14 protein-coding genes are annotated in these 16,783 nt (G+C 60.8%); 8 read left to right on the top strand and 6 right to left on the bottom strand.

Going from position 1 to position 16,783, the window contains the following annotated elements; all coding sequences use genetic code 11:
• Window positions 1-119: 119 nt before the first annotated feature.
• The 3 genes from BN5935_RS07955 to pssA are packed head-to-tail and all read right to left on the bottom strand — an operon-like array spanning window position 120 to window position 3,776.
• A complete protein-coding gene (locus BN5935_RS07955) occupies window positions 120-812 on the bottom strand; it encodes a transglycosylase SLT domain-containing protein (protein WP_064975632.1) in 693 nt (230 codons plus the stop codon).
• A gap of 44 nt (window positions 813-856) precedes the next feature.
• Complete coding sequence (locus BN5935_RS07950; RefSeq protein WP_064976885.1) at window positions 857-2,998, bottom strand: putative porin; 2,142 nt, start codon at window positions 2,996-2,998, stop codon at window positions 857-859.
• Between the two features lie 58 nt (window positions 2,999-3,056).
• Complete coding sequence (pssA, locus tag BN5935_RS07945; RefSeq protein WP_064975631.1) at window positions 3,057-3,776, bottom strand: CDP-diacylglycerol--serine O-phosphatidyltransferase; 720 nt, start codon at window positions 3,774-3,776, stop codon at window positions 3,057-3,059.
• 86 nt (window positions 3,777-3,862) lie between these two features.
• Between pssA and BN5935_RS07940 the strand changes: the two genes are divergently transcribed.
• From BN5935_RS07940 to gdhA, 8 genes are all read left to right on the top strand, one after another.
• Window positions 3,863-4,936: a mannose-1-phosphate guanylyltransferase gene (locus BN5935_RS07940; RefSeq protein WP_064975630.1), complete on the top strand. Its 1,074-nt coding sequence runs from the start codon at window positions 3,863-3,865 to the stop codon at window positions 4,934-4,936.
• 79 nt (window positions 4,937-5,015) lie between these two features.
• Window positions 5,016-6,263: a UDP-N-acetylmuramoyl-tripeptide--D-alanyl-D-alanine ligase gene (locus tag BN5935_RS07935; RefSeq protein WP_064975629.1), complete on the top strand. Its 1,248-nt coding sequence runs from the start codon at window positions 5,016-5,018 to the stop codon at window positions 6,261-6,263.
• A gap of 92 nt (window positions 6,264-6,355) precedes the next feature.
• Window positions 6,356-6,682 carry a nucleoside triphosphate pyrophosphohydrolase family protein gene (locus BN5935_RS07930; protein ID WP_064975628.1) on the top strand — a complete coding sequence of 109 codons (327 nt, stop codon included), beginning with the start codon at window positions 6,356-6,358 and terminating at the stop codon, window positions 6,680-6,682.
• A gap of 21 nt (window positions 6,683-6,703) precedes the next feature.
• Complete coding sequence (locus BN5935_RS07925; RefSeq protein WP_064975627.1) at window positions 6,704-8,707, top strand: OPT family oligopeptide transporter; 2,004 nt, start codon at window positions 6,704-6,706, stop codon at window positions 8,705-8,707.
• A 19-nt stretch (window positions 8,708-8,726) separates the two neighbouring features.
• Window positions 8,727-9,944 (top strand): peptidase T, encoded by a 1,218-nt coding sequence (gene pepT / locus BN5935_RS07920; protein ID WP_064975626.1) that lies wholly within the window; start codon window positions 8,727-8,729, stop codon window positions 9,942-9,944.
• A gap of 88 nt (window positions 9,945-10,032) precedes the next feature.
• A complete protein-coding gene (locus tag BN5935_RS07915) occupies window positions 10,033-11,958 on the top strand; it encodes an NAD(+) synthase (RefSeq protein ID WP_064975625.1) in 1,926 nt (641 codons plus the stop codon).
• A complete protein-coding gene (locus tag BN5935_RS07910) occupies window positions 11,955-12,560 on the top strand; it encodes a DUF4923 family protein (RefSeq protein ID WP_064975624.1) in 606 nt (201 codons plus the stop codon). Before BN5935_RS07915 ends, BN5935_RS07910 begins: the two co-directional genes overlap by 4 nt.
• Window positions 12,561-12,811: 251 nt before the next feature.
• The gene (gdhA, locus tag BN5935_RS07905; protein WP_064975623.1) at window positions 12,812-14,167 is read left to right on the top strand and encodes an NADP-specific glutamate dehydrogenase; all 1,356 of its coding nucleotides are present in this window, start codon (window positions 12,812-12,814) and stop codon (window positions 14,165-14,167) included.
• 386 nt (window positions 14,168-14,553) lie between these two features.
• Here the strand turns inward: gdhA and BN5935_RS07900 are convergent, their stop codons facing one another.
• The 3 genes from BN5935_RS07900 to BN5935_RS07890 all read right to left on the bottom strand — a co-directional run bounded on the left by BN5935_RS07900 (window position 14,554) and on the right by BN5935_RS07890 (window position 16,775).
• Window positions 14,554-15,345, bottom strand: a complete 792-nt coding sequence (locus BN5935_RS07900) for a patatin-like phospholipase family protein (protein WP_064975622.1) — start codon at window positions 15,343-15,345, stop codon at window positions 14,554-14,556.
• Between the two features lie 7 nt (window positions 15,346-15,352).
• Window positions 15,353-16,072, bottom strand: coding sequence for a DUF169 domain-containing protein (locus tag BN5935_RS07895; protein ID WP_064975621.1), 720 nt, complete (start codon window positions 16,070-16,072; stop codon window positions 15,353-15,355).
• Between the two features lie 163 nt (window positions 16,073-16,235).
• A complete protein-coding gene (locus tag BN5935_RS07890; RefSeq protein WP_064975620.1) occupies window positions 16,236-16,775 on the bottom strand; it encodes a 5-formyltetrahydrofolate cyclo-ligase in 540 nt (179 codons plus the stop codon).
• Window positions 16,776-16,783 lie beyond the last annotated feature (8 nt).

Here is a 16,783-nt window from a genome sequence, read left to right as displayed (position 1 = left end):
CCGCTGAGAGGAAAAAGAGCTTCGCCGCAGGGCGAAGCTCTTTTTTCATGCCGCCGCGACGGCACAAAAAAGGCAGGGTCCGTCACCGGATCCTGCCTTTACTATGCACTTGCCTGCACTTACCTCCCGGCAACGCGGCAGTATCTGTCGTAGCGTCCTATCACGTCGTTCACATAGGCCAGCGTCTGCCGGCTACCGGTGAAACGTCCGCATTTGACCACTTCGCTCTCGTAATACGCGGGATCGGCCTTCAGGCTGAGGTAACGTGCCACGACCTCCCACGAATTGGGATTCTCTCCGTTCAGCTTCGCCAGACGCCGCGCATCGCTCACATGGCCGATGCCGCTGTTGTACGATGCCAGAACGATGCTCATCCGGTCCTTCTCGGAGATGCCTTCGGGAAGGCGAAGCGTCGACATGATTTTCGACAGCAGCTTGTTGGCCAGCCAGATGTTGGTCTCCGGATTGGAAACCTCCGTCACGGGGACGTCGAACTGACGTGCCACCGAAGGCATGATCTGCATCAGCCCGCGGGCCCCGCTGCGCGAGGTGATGTCGGGCGTGAAGCGCGATTCGTGGTAGGCGATGGCGCTCATCAGCCGCCAGTCGTGCCCCTCCTGTTCGCTGATGCTGCGGATCAGGTTGTCGTAGGCCGAGATGAGGTAGCTGCCCTCGGGGAGCAGCGAGTAGTCCATCGCAGCCTCGGCGTTCAGTGCGTTGCCCGTCGCGGGTGCGCTGAACTGGGCGTTGAAGCCGTAAAAAGTAGTCAGAATGGTTAAGAACGCAAACGTTAATACGGTCTTTTTTAACATAAAAGGTTGTTTTGCGGGCAGCTTACACCGCGCAGAACAGCACGCTAATCATAGAATCCCCACGAGATACCGATTTTGAACATGCCCGGATTGAGCGGATAGCGAGCCGCCGAGAAATATTCTCCGTTACCGAACAGTCCCTTGTTCACATGCTGATATTTCAGAAATATCCGCATTCTCTTCCACTTTGCCATTGCGAAAGCGTCCATGTAGGGATAGTTCCCCACTTCGACCTCCCGCTGGTTGTAATACACCGACAGTGCCGGATTGTAACCGGGCGCATAATACCGTGTATTATAGCGTCCGTCCAGACCGATCTGCAGGCGCAGTACATCGCGCACGACCCAGAACTCGTAGTAATACGAAAGGAAGGCGCTCAAAAGCGGAACGGGTACAACATCTTGATCCGTACTCCACTGCAACAATACCCTGTTGTCCAAATGAAGTCCGCCGAGGCGGAAATCTTTGCGAGCATACACACTCGTGAGGCTTACGTTCCCGCTGTGCTGGCCGACGTTGCTGTCCGACTTGTAGTAGATCTTGTCGGAGACGACTCCCTGCCATGCCCCTGCTTCGAAAGCGAAATCGGGGACCGAAAACTTGACCTCGAACCGAGTTTCATTCTCCTTGTTCAAAGGAGTGTTCCATATATAATGGTTCGAGTATAGATTCTCCTGCCAGTAGTTGGGCGAACGGCGGTCCATCGTGAACCGGCCTTCGAGAATCAGGGGGTGTCCGCGGAGGTAGCCTTTCAGCGCGAGGTGCGCGCCGATCGAAAGGTCTCCACCTCTGTATCCCGACGGGTAGAATTTGAGATTTCCGTCCCAGTCGACATATTTCTTTATCTTTCCGCTGACGGAGCCGTAAAAGAAGTAACTCGTCTTGTTGACCTTCGTATACTTCCCCGTCAGGTAATCTTTCAGTTCGAATTGCGAGTAGGTGTGCATGTCGATGCCGACGCCGGCGTCGAGCGTCCCGACCACCCCGTTGCGGTCCCAAGGCTGCGCCTGCACGAAGAAACGGTTCGAAATGACCCGCTCGTAGATCGAGTCGCGCGTCTCCACGGGGTTGATGTACCAGTTGTCGTAGTAGTTGCCCTCGGCCGAGACGTAATTGCCGTTCTCGTCACGGTGGTCGCGTTCGTTGGTGTAGGGCTCGTTCCTGTCGGTGTAGATCTTGCTCCACGAACTGTACTCGAACGAATGGCCCACATAGACCGCCGAGAGGTTGGCCATCGAGAAATCGTGCTCGGTGAGCCGTTGCAGCGGAATGCCGTAGGACTGCGTGACGAAGAAGGCGTTGTTGCGGTAGACGTTCTTCGCCTCGGCGTCGGCCAACCGCATCGGCACGCCCGAAGGCATTTCGAAAACGGTATCCGCAATAGCCCAATTGCCGACCACGCCGCCGTTCTCCTGCTGCTCGATGTAGTTGTTATAGTAACCTGCATGCACCGAATAGCGTTTGCCGGTATGGTTAACGGCCACCGCAAGGTTGTGGTTCTTGGTCCGCGACCAGACATACTGCCCGCGCGTGCCCCGCGCCTTGTAGTCGACGTTGAAACCCGTCGTCGGAGAGATGTTCTGGGCATGCATGATGCCGAAATTCTCCTCGCGGAAACGCTTCTGCCCCGACTCTGCGTAGTTCATCCGGATCATCGGCTTCTTCGTATTGTAGAAGGGCACGTTCTCCATGTTGTAGGTGTACGCGTAGTAGGGACTCGCAAAACTGAAGTCAAAGAACTGGGGCCGCCTGAAGTAGTTCAGCGGCAGCGACGTCTGCCCCAGAGCTCCCTGAGCGATGTCGCCCACCTCCTCCCGATAGAACGGATAGTCGATCCGGTAATCGGTCAGCGTGGTATCCAAAGGCCCGATCTCGACGCGGTTGAAATCGCGGCTTATATGCCATTTGAAGTTGTTCAGCGCGCGTATCGAGTCATTGAAAAAATAGGACTCCAGCGGCTTGCGGATCTTCCGCTCCTTCTTGGTCGTGTCCTGCGGCTGCTGTTCCCCCTCCTCGCCTTCCTGCTGCTCGTAGGGGTTGTTGCCGTAGAGATTCCCCGACTGGCCGTTCTGCTGGGCGCGCATCAGCGTCTTCGCATCGAAACCCTGGGAATGCACTGCCTGAGGCACTGCAAAAAGCAGACCGAGCAGGAGTACCAGCAATATGCGATTCGAAAATCCCGACATATTCAGCCAAAGAGCGGAAATCCGCGACAAAGGTAATTAAAAAAATTTAAATAAGCAACTATTCGGCTTTCCCACAGCCGTTTGCCCGGCAGGCAAGCCCCCGGAAGAGTGAAATCAGGATGTAAAGCACGATGATCAGCGGCACGGCATACCCGCGCAAAACAACTGCCATCACAGCGCTGACGAGAATAAACGTGTAGCGCAAACCGTTCCCTTTCCAGCCGAAGCCGTGAAACTTGAGGGCGAACATGCGCACGTTCGAGATCATCAGCAGCCCCACGACCACGGCCACGGCCAGCACCACCTCGCGGTGGAGCGTCAGTCCGTAACATTCGGCCAGCAGGCCGAGCGAGACGCAGAGCATCGCCGCAGCCGGCGAAGGAAGCCCGCAAAACTCGCTCCGCTGCGTGTCGTCGATGTTGAATTTCGCCAGCCGCAGCGCCGCAAAGGCGGTGAAAACGAAGACAAAGAGCCCGATATTCCCCTCCGGCAGCCAGACACCCGGCATCCGCTGGTAGAGGACATACATCACGGCGGCGGGCAGGAACCCGAAGGTGATGTCGTCGGCCAGCGAATCCAGTTGCAGTCCGATGGGCGAACTCTGGTTGAGCAGACGCGCCACGAAGCCGTCGAAAAAGTCGAACACGGCAGCCAGAATCATCAGTCCGAAGGCCAGCGTCAGGTTGCCCCAGACCAACGCAGCGACCGCTGCAACCGAACCGCAGAGCAGGTTCGAGAGGGTCAGCAGGTTAGGTATCGTGAAGAATTTGATTTTCATTGCCGGGCCGAAAATTAATTTTCCAATAGGCGGCAAAGTTACTAAAATATTTTTATCTTTGTCGAACTTAACTCCATATAATAACTATGGCAAGCAATAAATATTGTGTCATCATGGCGGGCGGCATCGGATCGCGTTTCTGGCCCAAAAGCCGGCAGTCGATGCCCAAGCAGTTCCTCGACATTCTGGGGACGGGAAAATCCTTCATCCGCCACACCTACGAACGCTTTGCAAAAATGGTTCCCGCGGAGAATTTCCTCGTGGTGACCAACCTCAAATACAAGGAGCTGGTGCTGGAGCACATTCCGGAGATCGGCGAGAAGCAGGTGCTGTGCGAACCCGTGGGACGCAACACGGCCCCGTGCGTCGCTTACGCGGCCTACACGCTGATGAAGCAGAACCCCGACGCCGAGATGATCGTCACCCCGGCGGACCACCTGATCCTCAACGAGGACGACTTCCGGGCCATCATCGCCGAGTGCCTCGCCTTCGCCGCCGACCGCGGCGTGCTGATGACCGTGGGCATCAAACCCACGCGCCCCGACACGGGCTACGGCTACATTCAGGTCTCGGACAGCCAGCCCATCAGCAAAGTCAAATGTTTCACCGAGAAGCCCGACCTCGAACTGGCGCAGGTCTTCCTGCAGTCGGGCGAGTTCTACTGGAATTCGGGCATCTTCGTATGGACCGTGCGCGCGATCGTCGAGGCTTTCGAGAAATACCTTCCCGAGCACCACGCGCTGTTCAGCGGCGTGATGCGCGCCATCGGCACCGACGCCGAGCGCAACGTGCTGGAGATCGCCTACTCGGAGTGCCGCGCCATCTCGATCGACTACGGCATCATGGAGAAGGCCGACAACGTCTATGTCCGCTGCGGGGAGTTCGGCTGGAGCGACGTCGGGACGTGGGGCTCGGTCTACCAGCATTCGCGCAAGGACCGCTACGCCAACGCCATCCCCGAGAAGGGGTGCTACCTCTACGACACGCGCTCGTCGATCGTCTCGCTGCCGAAGGACAAGATCGCCGTCATCAGCGGCCTGAAAGAGTACATCGTCGTCGACACGGACGACGTGCTGATGATCTGCCCCCGTGCCGAGGAGCAGAACATCAAGAAATTCATCGACGAAGTGAAATTCAACAACGGCGACAAGCACATCTGATTTTTAATCAGATGTGCTTGTCGCACCACCCATACCCGGAGGAGGTCTGCGACCCTCCTCCATTTATTTTTTACCCGCCATGAGCGAACTTTACGACCTCTTTCTGAAACATCCCCGCATCTCGACCGACACCCGGAAAATCGAGCCGGATTCGATCTTTTTCGCCCTGCGGGGCGCCAATTTCGACGGCAACCGTTTCGTCGCGGAGGCACTTGAAAAGGGAGCCGCCTACGCCGTCTCCGACGATGCCGGGACAGCCGCGGCCGACGAACGCATCCTCTATGCGGAAGACACACTGAAAGCCCTTCAGGAGTTGGCCCGGGAACACCGCCGGGCGCTGGGCATCCCGATCCTCGCCATCTCGGGCAGCAACGGCAAGACCACCACGAAGGAGCTCGTCAGCCGCGTACTGGCCGAGCGGTTCGCGGTCTACGCCACGCGCGGCAACCTCAACAACCACATCGGCGTGCCGCTGACGCTGCTCTCGATGACCCGCGACACGGAGTTCGGAGTGGTGGAGATGGGCGCGAGCGCCCGCGGCGAACTGGCCCTGCTGACCTCCATCGCCGAGCCCGAATACGGCATCCTGACCAACATCGGACGGGCGCACCTCGAGGGCTTCGGAGGTCCCGAAGGGGTCCGCCGGGGCAAGGGCGAACTGTTCGACTTTCTCGCCGCGAACGGCGGCCACGCTTTCGTCCCCACCGACGACGAAGTGCTGACGGGGATGGCTTCCGAGCGCGATTCGCTGGCCGCGGAGTACTACTCCGTCTCGCTGGCCGACGGACTCGAAAACCACCTCGAGGGGGATTACAACCGTCACAACATCGCCGCTGCGGTGGCCGTGGGGCGTTATTTCGACATCCCCGACGAACGCATCCGCCACGCCATAGCGGGCTACGTCCCCGACAACAACCGTTCGCAGCGCACCGAAACGGCCCGCAACACGCTGATCATCGACTGCTACAACGCCAATCCGTCGAGCATGCAGGCCGCCGTCGGGAATTTCCTCGCCGAGCCGCTCGGACAGTGGCAGCGCCGGGTGCTGATTCTGGGCGACATGCTCGAACTGGGCGAATGGTCCGCCCACGAGCACACGGCGATCATCCGTCAGGCGGCGCAGGCCCCCGACGCGGAGCTGCTGCTCGTCGGCGGGGAGTTTGCGAACGCCTACGCCTCGCTTTCCGAGAAACCGGCCCGCACGACCCTCTGTCCCACGCGCGACGAACTGCTCGCGCTGCTGGAGCTCTCCCCCATCGAGAACGCCCTCGTGCTGCTCAAGGGTTCGCGCGGCATCGGGCTGGAGAAAGCGATCCCCGAACTCTGAATACCCGCCCCGGACAACAGCCGGGGCTTTTTTCTGCGTATTTCGAAATTATTTTGTTATTTTTGCCTGTTGTAAACCTTCAAATCAAAGCTATGACACTCAACGAATACCAGCAGCACGCCCTCGAAACGGCAATCTACCCCGACGAGCGCCGCATCATCTACCCCACGCTCGGGCTCACGGGCGAAGCGGGCGAAGTGGCCGACAAGGTCAAAAAGGTGATCCGCGACGGACACGAGGAGTTCACCCCCGAAAAGAAACTCGAGATCGTCAAGGAGATCGGCGACGTGCTGTGGTACTGCGCCACGCTCTCGCGCGATTTGGGCTATGAACTCGACGACGTGGCCCAGATGAACGTCGACAAACTCCGTTCGCGCATGCAGCGCAACCACATCACGGGCAGCGGCGACAACCGCTGACCGGCTAATCCCCGATAAGAAATGGAACAGGAAAAGATCCAAACCTCGCTGCCCGAGAACGCCTACCGCGAACTCAAGCCGGGCGAAGAGTACACGCCCGTCATGCCGGCCTCGTCGAACCCGAAGGAGGTGACGCCCTATTCGGTCACGATGGGCGTCATTATGGCCATCGTCTTCTCGGCCGCCGCTGCCTTCCTCGGCCTGAAGGTCGGGCAGGTCTTCGAAGCGGCCATCCCCATCGCCATCATCGCCGTAGGCATGGGTTCGGTGCTGGGCAAGAAGAACATGCTGGGACAGAACGTCATCATCCAGTCGATCGGCGCCTCGTCGGGCGTGATCGTCGCCGGAGCGATCTTCACCCTCCCGGCCCTCTACATTCTGGGGCTCGACGCCGCCTTCTGGCAGGTGTTCCTCTCGTCGCTGTTCGGCGGACTGCTGGGCATCGTGCTGCTGATCCCCTTCCGCAAATATTTTGTCAAGGAGATGCACGGCAAATATCCTTTCCCCGAGGCCACGGCGACCACCGAGGTCCTCGTCTCAGGCGAGAAGGGCGGCAATCAGGCCAAACTGCTGGCCGTCGCCGGACTCGTGGGCGGACTCTACGACTTCGTGGTCGGCACGTTCGGCCTCTGGACCGAGTCGGTCTCGACGCGCATCTGCGAATGGGGAAGCATGGCCGCCGACAAGTTCAAGGTGGTCTTCTCGCTCAACACCTCGGCCGCCGTGCTGGGTCTGGGCTACATCATCGGTCTGAAATACGCCATGATCATCACCGCCGGTTCGTGCCTCGTGTGGTTCGTGATCGTCCCGGTGGTGGGTTCACTGGCCGAGGCCGTCGATCCCGCCGCGATGATCTCGCTGCTGGGCGTAACGCGCGCCGACATCCTCGCCGACCCGCAGTCGATCTTCACGGCCGAGAACCTCTTCGCCTTCATCGGCAAACCCATCGGCATCGGCGGCATCGCCATGGCGGGCATCATCGGCATCATCCGCCAGTCGAAGATCATCCGTCAGGCCGTGGGCCTCGCGGTTTCGGAGTTCGGAGGCGGCAAGAGCGCCGTCGCAGCTCCCGAGCGCACGCAGCGCGACCTCTCGATGAAGCGCATCCTCACCATTCTGATCGCCACGCTCGTCTCGATCTTCGTCTTCTTCCATTTCGGACTGCTCGACGGCTGGGCGCAGTCCGTCACGGCCATCCTGATCGTCTTCGTCATCGCGTTTCTCTTCACGACCGTGGCGGCCAACGCCATCGCCATCGTGGGTACGAACCCTGTTTCGGGCATGACGCTGATGACGCTGATCCTCTCGTCGCTGGTGCTCGTGAGCGTCGGCCTGAGCGGCACGACGGGCATGACCGCCGCGCTGATTATCGGCGGCGTAGTCTGCACGGCCCTCTCGATGGCCGGCGGCTTCATCACCGACCTCAAAATCGGCTACTGGCTGGGCACCACGCCCCGAAAGCAGGAGGCGTGGAAATTCCTCGGCACGTTCGTTGCTGCGGCCACCGTGGCCGGGGTGATGATCATCCTCAACAAATCCTACGGATTCGTGGGCGAGGGCGCGCTCGTGGCCCCGCAGGCCAACGCGATGGCGGCCGTGATCCAGCCCCTGATGACCGGCGGGCAGACCCCGTGGATGCTCTATTTCTGCGGTGCGGCGCTGGCGCTGGTGCTCACGTCGATCGGTATTCCGGCCCTCGCGTTCGCGCTGGGCATGTTCATCCCCATGGAGCTGAACGCCCCGCTGGTGGTGGGCGGACTGGTGGCGTGGTTCGTCTCGAACCGTTCGAAGGACGAGGAGCTGAACAAGGCCCGCTTCGACCGCGGTACGCTGATCGCCTCGGGCTTCATCGCCGGCGGCGCGCTGATGGGCGTGGTGAGCGCCATCCTGAAATTCGCCGGCGTAGACTGGTTCCTTTCGGGCTGGGCCGCGTCGAACGCCGCCGAATGGGTGGGCCTGGCCATGTATCTCGTGCTGATCGGCTACATGGGCTGGCACACCCTGCGGGCCAAAAAAGAAGAGTAACCATTAATCTGCAACGAACATGGACCTGAAAGAACGTTTTCTGAAATATGTCTCCTACGATACCCAATCTTCGGAGGAGAGCACCACATTCCCCTCGACCGAGAAGCAGAAGGTCCTTCTGGCGGCCCTGCGCGACGAGATGGAGGCCCTCGGCATGACCGAGGTCACGATGGACCAGTACGGTTATGTGATGGGCACGATCCCCGCCACGGCAGGGTGTGAGAACGCCCCCGTCATCGGCTTCATCGCCCATGTGGACACCTCGCCCGACATGAGCGGCAAGGAGGTGAAACCCCGCGTGATCGAGGAGTACGACGGCGGCGACATCGCCCTGAACGGGCAACTGACGATGAAGGTTTCGGATTTCCCCGAGCTGGCCTTCTTCAAGGGTCACACGCTCATCCACACCGACGGCACGACGCTGCTGGGCGCCGACGACAAGGCGGGCGTGGCCGAAATCATGACCGCTGCGGAGTACCTCCTGGCGCATCCCGAGATAAAACACGGAAAAATCCGCATCGGCTTCACCCCCGACGAGGAGGTGGGCCGCGGAGTCGATTTCTTCGACGTGAAAGCCTTCGGCGCCGACTTCGCCTACACGGTCGACGGCGGCATGGAGGGCGAACTGGAATACGAGAACTTCAACGCCGCGAGCGCCAAGATCGAGATTCAGGGCCGCAACGTCCATCCGGGTTACGCCAAGGCCAAGATGATCAACGCCATCGATGTGGCGTGCGAACTGCAAACGCTGCTGCCCGCCGCCGAACGCCCCCAGTACACCGAGGGTTACGAGGGTTTCTACCACTGCGTAGGCGTGAACGGCACGGTCGAGAAGGCCTCGCTGAGCTACATCATCCGCGACCACGACGCCGAGAAATTCGAGCAGAAGAAGGTCTTCATGTGGGCCGCCGTCGACCTGCTGAAAAAGAAATACGGCGACGAGGTCCTGACCCTCACGCTCAAGGACCAGTATTACAACATGCGCAAGATGGTCGAACCGCATCCGCAGGTGATCGACAAGGCGCTGCGGGCGATGGAGATGGCGGAGGTGAAACCCCTCGTGCGGCCCATCCGGGGCGGTACCGACGGCGCACGCCTCTCGTTCATGGGCCTGCCCTGCCCCAACCTCTTCACCGGGGGCATGAATTTCCACGGCAAGTTCGAATACTGCTCGCTCACGACGATGCGCAAGGCCCAGCAGGTGATCCTCAACCTCGCGCAGTTGTGGTGCGAATAAATTAATCATACGCCTGTTTCGGGCCGCAAGGCCCGTTGCCCGCCCTCCGGGGAGGGGAGGCAGGAACAGGCGAATCGTACGAATTACTATGGACAATTTCGGTTTTCTGAAAGTGGCCGCGGCGATCCCGCATGTGCGGGTCGGCGACTGCGACTACAACGCCGAGCGCATGGCGGCGCTGGCCGACGAGGCCGCCCGGCGGGGCGTCGAGATCGTGGCGTTCCCCGAACTAGGCGTGACGGCCTACACCTGCGGCGACCTCGTGCTGCAACCGACGCTGCTCGACGCGGCCGACGAAGCGCTGGAAAGGCTCGTGCGCGCCACGCGCAAGCTGCCCCTCACGCTGATCGCCGGAGTTCCCCTGCGCCACGGGTCGGGGCTCTACAACTGCGCCGTGGTCTTCACGCAGGGCAAGGTGCTGGGCGTGGTTCCCAAGACCTACGTTCCGAACTACGGCGAATTTTACGAAAACCGCTGGTTCGCCTCGGGAGCCGGGATCTCGGACGAACACATCGTCGTCGCGGGACAGCAGGCCGACTTCGGCGCCGACCTCACGTTCGAGGTCAACGGCGCGGAATTCGGCATCGAGATCTGCGAGGACCTCTGGACCGCCGTGCCGCCCTCGTCGCAGTTGGCGCTGAACGGCGCGAAGGTAATTTTCAACCTCTCGGCCTCGCCCGAAGCCGCGGGCAAGCACGCCTACCTGCGGCAGTTGGTGGCCCAGCAGTCGGCCCGCGCGATCGCGGCCTACGTCTACTGCTCGGCGGGCTTCGGCGAATCCTCGACCGACCTCGTGTTCGCCGGCAACGGCATCGTCGCCGAGAACGGCGCCGTCCTGCGCGAAGCCGCACGGTTCTCGCCCGAGGAGCAACTCGTCGTCGCCGACGTGGACATCGAACGGCTGGAGTTCGAACGCCGCCGCAACACCTCGTTCCGCATGAACGAAGCGGCGACGGAGAATACCGTGATCGAAATGGAGATTCCCGAGGGGCTCCGCGGCGTAGTCCTCGACCGCGACATCGACCCGATGCCGTTCGTACCGAAGGACGAAGCGCACCGCAGCGAACGCTGCGAGGAGATATTCCATATCCAGTCGCACGGACTGGCACAGCGGATGGCCCACACCCGCGCCGAAAAGGCCGTCATCGGCATCTCGGGCGGACTGGATTCGACCCTTGCGCTGCTCGTGACGGTCCGCACGTTCGACTTCCTGAAAATGGACCGCGCCGGGATCATCGGCATCACGATGCCGGGCTTCGGCACCACCGACCGCACCTACAACAACGCACTGGAACTGATGCGCGGACTGGGCGTCACGATCCGTGAAATCCCGATCCGCGACGCCTGCGCACAGCACTTCAAGGATATCGGCCTCGATCCCGACGACCGGGGCGCTGCCTACGAAAACGCTCAGGCCCGCGAACGCACGCAGATACTGATGGACGTGGCCAACATGGAGGGCGGACTGGTGGTCGGCACGGGCGACCTGTCGGAACTGGCGCTGGGCTGGGCGACCTACAACGGCGACCAGATGTCGATGTACGGCGTCAACGCCTCGGTCCCCAAGACGCTGGTGCGTCACCTCGTGAAGTGGGCCGCCGACACGGAAAAGGATGCCGCGACGCGCGCCACGCTGCTGGACATCATCGACACCCCGGTCAGCCCCGAGCTGCTGCCGGCCGACGCCGAGGGCAGGATCGCCCAGAAGACCGAGGACCTCGTGGGTCCCTACGAACTCCACGACTTCTTCCTCTACAACTTCCTGCGCGCAGGCTACGGCCCGGCGAAAATCCTGCTGCTGGCCGAACAGGCCTTCGAAGGGAGTTACGACCGCACCGCGATCGTCAAGTGGCTCACGGTCTTCTTCCGCCGCTTCTTCACCCAGCAGTTCAAACGTTCGGCCATGCCCGACGGCCCGAAAGTGGGCTCGGTGGCGCTCTCGCCCCGCGGCGACTGGCGCATGCCCTCCGACGCTTCGGCGGCGGCATGGCTCCGGGAAATAGACGAATTATGAAAATGAAAAAAATCCTTTTATCCGCAGCGGCTTTGCTCCTGCTCGCCGGAACGACATCGGCCCAAGACTGGAAAGAGGCCCTGAAAAAAGCCGCCACGGCGGCGGCCGACAAAGCCACCGACGGCAAACTCACCCAATATGCGCTGGCCGGCACATGGAACTACACGGGTCCGGGCGTCAAGTTCGAAGGCGAGGACCTCGCTTCGGAACTCGGCGGCGCGGCCCTCGAAAGCTCGGTCGTCAAGCAGTTGACGAAAGCCTATGCGTTGGCCGGGATCAAACCCGGCGCCGGAACGTTCACCTTCGAACGCGACAGCGACGCTTTCTCGGCAACGCTGGGCAGGCACAACCTCACGGGGACCTACGAATACGAAGCCGCAACGCACGTCGTGACGCTCCATTTCGCCAAGGGCAAGATCAACTTGGGGTCGGTGCCGGGCCACGCCTACATCAGCGGCACGGAACTGGTGCTGGTCTTCCCGGTCACCCGGCTCGTGGAGATGATGACCACCCTCGGCAGTAAAATCTCCTCGCTTTCGACGGCCGCCGCCCTGCTGTCGAAATACAAGGATGTCTACGTCGGATTCGCCTTTTCCAAGTGACAGGCAGGTGTTTTCGGAAAAAAACCGAAAAAAATCTGAAAAAAATTTCAATGACGGATTTGCAGCGAATCCGTCATTTTTTATTACGGATTTTTAGCCCTGTGACCCGGCTGCCCCGCAGACAGTAAGCAAATGCGCGGACCCGGTAAATAAAATATTTTACGAAATTCTTAAAGAAGTTGCAAAACTCGGATGAATATACTATTTTTAGGGCGAGAAAAGATTACAAACCCCTCAAAATCCATTCGCTTATGAACGAGCAAGTCCAACAGTACGTCGAAGATTTCATGGCCCGGCTCATCGCCCGCAACCCCGGCGAACCGGAATTTCATCAGGCTGTCCGCGAGGTGGCCGAATCGCTGGCGCCCCACATCGTCGCCAGCCCGATCCTGCAGAAGATGAAGGTGCTGGAGCGCATCGCAGAGCCCGAGCGCGTCATCATCTTCCGCGTACCGTGGCTCAACGACAAAGGCGAAATCGAGATCAACCGCGGTTACCGCATCCAGATGAACAGCGCCATCGGCCCCTACAAGGGCGGCATCCGCTTCCACCCCTCGGTCAACCTCTCGATCCTGAAATTCCTTGCCTTCGAGCAGACCTTCAAGAACAGCCTCACGACCCTCCCGATGGGCGGCGGCAAAGGCGGTTCGGACTTCAACCCCAAGGGCAAGTCCGACAACGAGGTGATGCGCTTCTGCCAGTCGTTCATGACCGAGCTTCAGCGCCACATCGGCCAGAACACCGACGTTCCGGCCGGCGACATCGGCGTCGGAGGCCGTGAGATCGGCTTCATGTTCGGCCAGTACAAGCGCCTGCGCGACGAGTTCACCGGCACGCTCACCGGCAAGGGCCGCGACTGGGGCGGCAGCCCGCTGCGTCCCGAAGCCACGGGCTACGGAACGTGCTACTTCGCCCAAGAGATGCTGGCCACGCGCAACGACTCGTTCGAGGGCAAGACCGTCTGCATCTCGGGTTCGGGCAACGTCGCCCAGTACGCCTGCCAGAAGGCCACCGAGCTGGGCGCCAAGGTCGTGACGCTCTCCGACTCGTCGGGCTACATCCACGATCCCGAAGGCATCAGCCCCGAGAAGCTGGAATACGTCATGGAGCTGAAGAACGTCTTCCGCGGCCGCATCAAGGAGTATGCCGACAAATATCCGTCGGCCACCTACTACCCCGGCGAGCGTCCGTGGGGCGTGAAGTGCGACATCGCCATGCCGTGCGCCACGCAGAACGAACTGAACGGCGGCGAGGCGCAGGCGCTGGTCGACAACGGCTGCATGTGCGTCGCCGAGGGAGCCAACATGCCCTCGACCCCCGATGCCATCCGCATTTTCCAGCAGAACAAGCTGCTCTATGCTCCGGGCAAGGCGGCCAACGCCGGCGGCGTGGCCACCTCGGGACTCGAAATGACCCAAAACTCGATACGCCTCACTTGGTCGCCCGAGGAGGTCGATGCGAAGCTGAAATCCATCATGCAGAACATCCACTCGGTCTGTGTGCACTACGGCACCCAGCCCGACGGGTATATCAACTACGTCGTGGGCGCCAACATCGGCGGCTTCATGAAGGTGGCCAACGCCATGCTCGCACAGGGCTGCGTCTAACCGCCCGGCCGGGAGTTCCCGACACGAAAACCACACCCCGGAGGCTCACAAAGCTTCCGGGGTGTTTTCGTGACGGGCCGCAGTAAATCGCCCATTAGGGCGGCCGTCATACTGAAAAAGGAGACTCCGCCGCACAAAAAAGGCACGCCTTTTCGGTCTTTCAGGCGCACCCATATCACATTCGGGCAAAGGTGTTGCAGTTCCCGAAAGTTTATCTATCTTTGCTGCACAAGCAAATCGGGCAATGCCGGGAGGCATGCCATGAATCTTCGATTCTTGCGACGGCCCTAAAAAATCTGTGTGAAGTTGCGTCACTACTCTTTGAATTCTTCAAAAACGGGCCGTCGCAAATTTTTCTACTTTCCCGAGCAAAAATCCTGCCGTTTTCAGGCCTCGACCAGCATGCGTTCGAGCGCTGCGCGCGTTGCCGTGCGCCCCGCCTCGATCAGCTCCTTCGAGCGATAGAATTCGAAAATGCCGTAGCTGTCGGCGGGCATCTCGACCAGAATGTCGGGCTTGTAGAGCCGGCACATCAGTTGGGTGATGTGCTGCTGCATGATCTCCGACGAAGCGATCAGCACCTTATAGTAATTGAGCGAAACCCGGGTCTTCGGCGCGGGAGCCCCGAACGGGGCACTGACGTCCACGGCTACCAGCAGATCACCCTCCTCGCGGCGTACACGGTTCAGCGGCAGCGGATTGACCGTGCCGCCGTCGATCAGCACCTGCCCGTTGCGGCGCACGGGTTTGAAGACCGAAGGGATCGAGATCGAAGCCCGGATGGCGTCGTACAGTCCGCCGCGTTCCAGCACCACTTCGCGTCCCGTGAGCAGGTCGGCCGCCACGGCGGTGAACGGAACGGGCATCTTCTCGATCTTCACATCCGGAACCAGCTCTTTCATGGCCTTCATCACGCGGTCGCCCTTGACCAGTCCTTCGGTACTCAGCGCGAAGTCCACCAAGCTGAAAACCTTGTATTTATCGAGATCGCACAGCCACTCCTTGAAAGGCTCCATATGCCCCGAGGCATAGACGCCGCCGACCAGCGCACCCATCGACGTACCGGCGACGGCGCTGATTTCAAAACCCTGACTTTCCAACTCTTCGATAGCTCCGATATGGGCCACGCCGCGCGCTCCGCCGCCGGCCAGCACCAGCGCCGCTCTTCTTTTCTTCATATAACGTCTATTTATTAATACGGTCCCTCACCTTGTTCCATGCGTGAGTCCCGAACAGGCAGCTTGCACGCATCGTGCCGCACATCTCGCGCATCCGCGACATCGGCACGGCCAGACTCAGCACCGACTCCCCGACCCACGGACGCACCGAGGGGTCGAACAATCCCAGAAAGACGCTGCGACCGCCCCGGCGGTTCTCCACCACGGCCTGCGTCACGACGGCGCTGCATCCCGACCCGAAAGGCGCACGCACGGCATCGTCGGCATTGTTGTCATAGACAGCCCACGACACCAGCCCCGACAGCACGTCGGGCGTGGCGAAAAACAGCACCCCTTCGGCACGGCCGAAGACCTCAATACCCGCATCGGTGTCGATGCGCGCAAAGTTGAGCCATGCCCCGGAGGCCTCCGGAATCCCGAGCCGGCCGATGAATTCCAGCACCATTTCGGGCGTTTGTTTGTAATGCTCCTTCTGCGACACGAAAGTCGGCACGAACGGCGGCATCGGGGCGAACCCGGTGTAGAACTTTCCGCCCCCGCAGCCGATATTCCCGGCATTGAGGCTTACCGGAAACCCCTCGCAGGCTTCGCCCAGCGCCTTGAAAAAGCACCCTTCGGTTTTAGGAACGGTGCGCACCGGCTCCTCCGAATACCAGAACAGCAGCGGCAGCCCGGCTGCCGGTCCGAACGCCTCCGCATAAGCGGCGGAAAACTCTTTTGCATCCATACTTCATTCAATTTTCAAAACAACGATCAGCCGCCCCCTTTCCGCCAAAGGCGGATAAAGCCCCTGCCCAAGGCGGGGGTTTGGGGGTGGGTCGGACTTATAAACGCGGCCACAGGCCGCGAACAGGACGGTCATTCCTGCAAACAAGGCAGAACAGCCGGTTTCAATCATCGCATATTATTGCATCCATCGCCACGTCGTGCGGCTCCGCGGGCAGCTCCCCGACCAGTTGGTGGGCATAGCAGACCCCTATTTTCACGGCATGTACGCCGGGCAGCGCGAGGTATTTGTCGTAGTAACCGCGTCCGCGTCCCATCCGGGCCCCCGCGGCGGTGAATGCCGTGCCGGGAACGATCACCAGATCCAGCTCCTGCGGCGCGCACTCCAGCGCCCCCGGACCCGGTTCGGCAATGCCGAAAGCCCCCGGGCGCATCGTCCGGGGATCATATACGAAGAACCGCATCACGTCGCCCTCGACGCGCGGCACGGCCAGCCGTTTGCCGGCGGCAGACCACCGCGCAAACACCTCCGCCGTCTCCGGCTCGTCGGCCAGCGAGCAGAAAACGCCCACCGTGCGGGCCCGGCCGAAAGCCTCCGACCGCTCCACCCGGGCGAAGATACGCTCCGACGCCGCGGCACGCTCCGCAGGGGCGATTCCGCGGTTGAGTTTCCGCATCATGGCGCGCAATTCTTTTTTGGTCATAAAACCCT

The organism is Alistipes provencensis (assembly GCF_900083545.1).
GTDB lineage: Bacteria > Bacteroidota > Bacteroidia > Bacteroidales > Rikenellaceae > Alistipes > Alistipes provencensis.
This window is presented reverse-complemented; position numbering and strand designations above follow the sequence as displayed.

Coding starts and splice junctions, on each gene's coding strand:
- BN5935_RS07895 (WP_064975621.1), bottom strand. CDS start 16,072: ATGGATGCAAAAGAGTTTTCCGCCGCTTATGCGGAGGCGTTCGGACCG.
- BN5935_RS07915 (WP_064975625.1), top strand. CDS start 10,033: ATGGACAATTTCGGTTTTCTGAAAGTGGCCGCGGCGATCCCGCATGTG.
- BN5935_RS07950 (WP_064976885.1), bottom strand. CDS start 2,998: ATGTCGGGATTTTCGAATCGCATATTGCTGGTACTCCTGCTCGGTCTG.
- BN5935_RS07955 (WP_064975632.1), bottom strand. CDS start 812: ATGTTAAAAAAGACCGTATTAACGTTTGCGTTCTTAACCATTCTGACT.
- BN5935_RS07900 (WP_064975622.1), bottom strand. CDS start 15,345: ATGAAGAAAAGAAGAGCGGCGCTGGTGCTGGCCGGCGGCGGAGCGCGC.
- BN5935_RS07940 (WP_064975630.1), top strand. CDS start 3,863: ATGGCAAGCAATAAATATTGTGTCATCATGGCGGGCGGCATCGGATCG.
- BN5935_RS07925 (WP_064975627.1), top strand. CDS start 6,704: ATGGAACAGGAAAAGATCCAAACCTCGCTGCCCGAGAACGCCTACCGC.
- BN5935_RS07910 (WP_064975624.1), top strand. CDS start 11,955: ATGAAAATGAAAAAAATCCTTTTATCCGCAGCGGCTTTGCTCCTGCTC.
- BN5935_RS07935 (WP_064975629.1), top strand. CDS start 5,016: ATGAGCGAACTTTACGACCTCTTTCTGAAACATCCCCGCATCTCGACC.
- BN5935_RS07890 (WP_064975620.1), bottom strand. CDS start 16,775: ATGACCAAAAAAGAATTGCGCGCCATGATGCGGAAACTCAACCGCGGA.
- pepT (WP_064975626.1), top strand. CDS start 8,727: ATGGACCTGAAAGAACGTTTTCTGAAATATGTCTCCTACGATACCCAA.
- pssA (WP_064975631.1), bottom strand. CDS start 3,776: ATGAAAATCAAATTCTTCACGATACCTAACCTGCTGACCCTCTCGAAC.
- BN5935_RS07930 (WP_064975628.1), top strand. CDS start 6,356: ATGACACTCAACGAATACCAGCAGCACGCCCTCGAAACGGCAATCTAC.
- gdhA (WP_064975623.1), top strand. CDS start 12,812: ATGAACGAGCAAGTCCAACAGTACGTCGAAGATTTCATGGCCCGGCTC.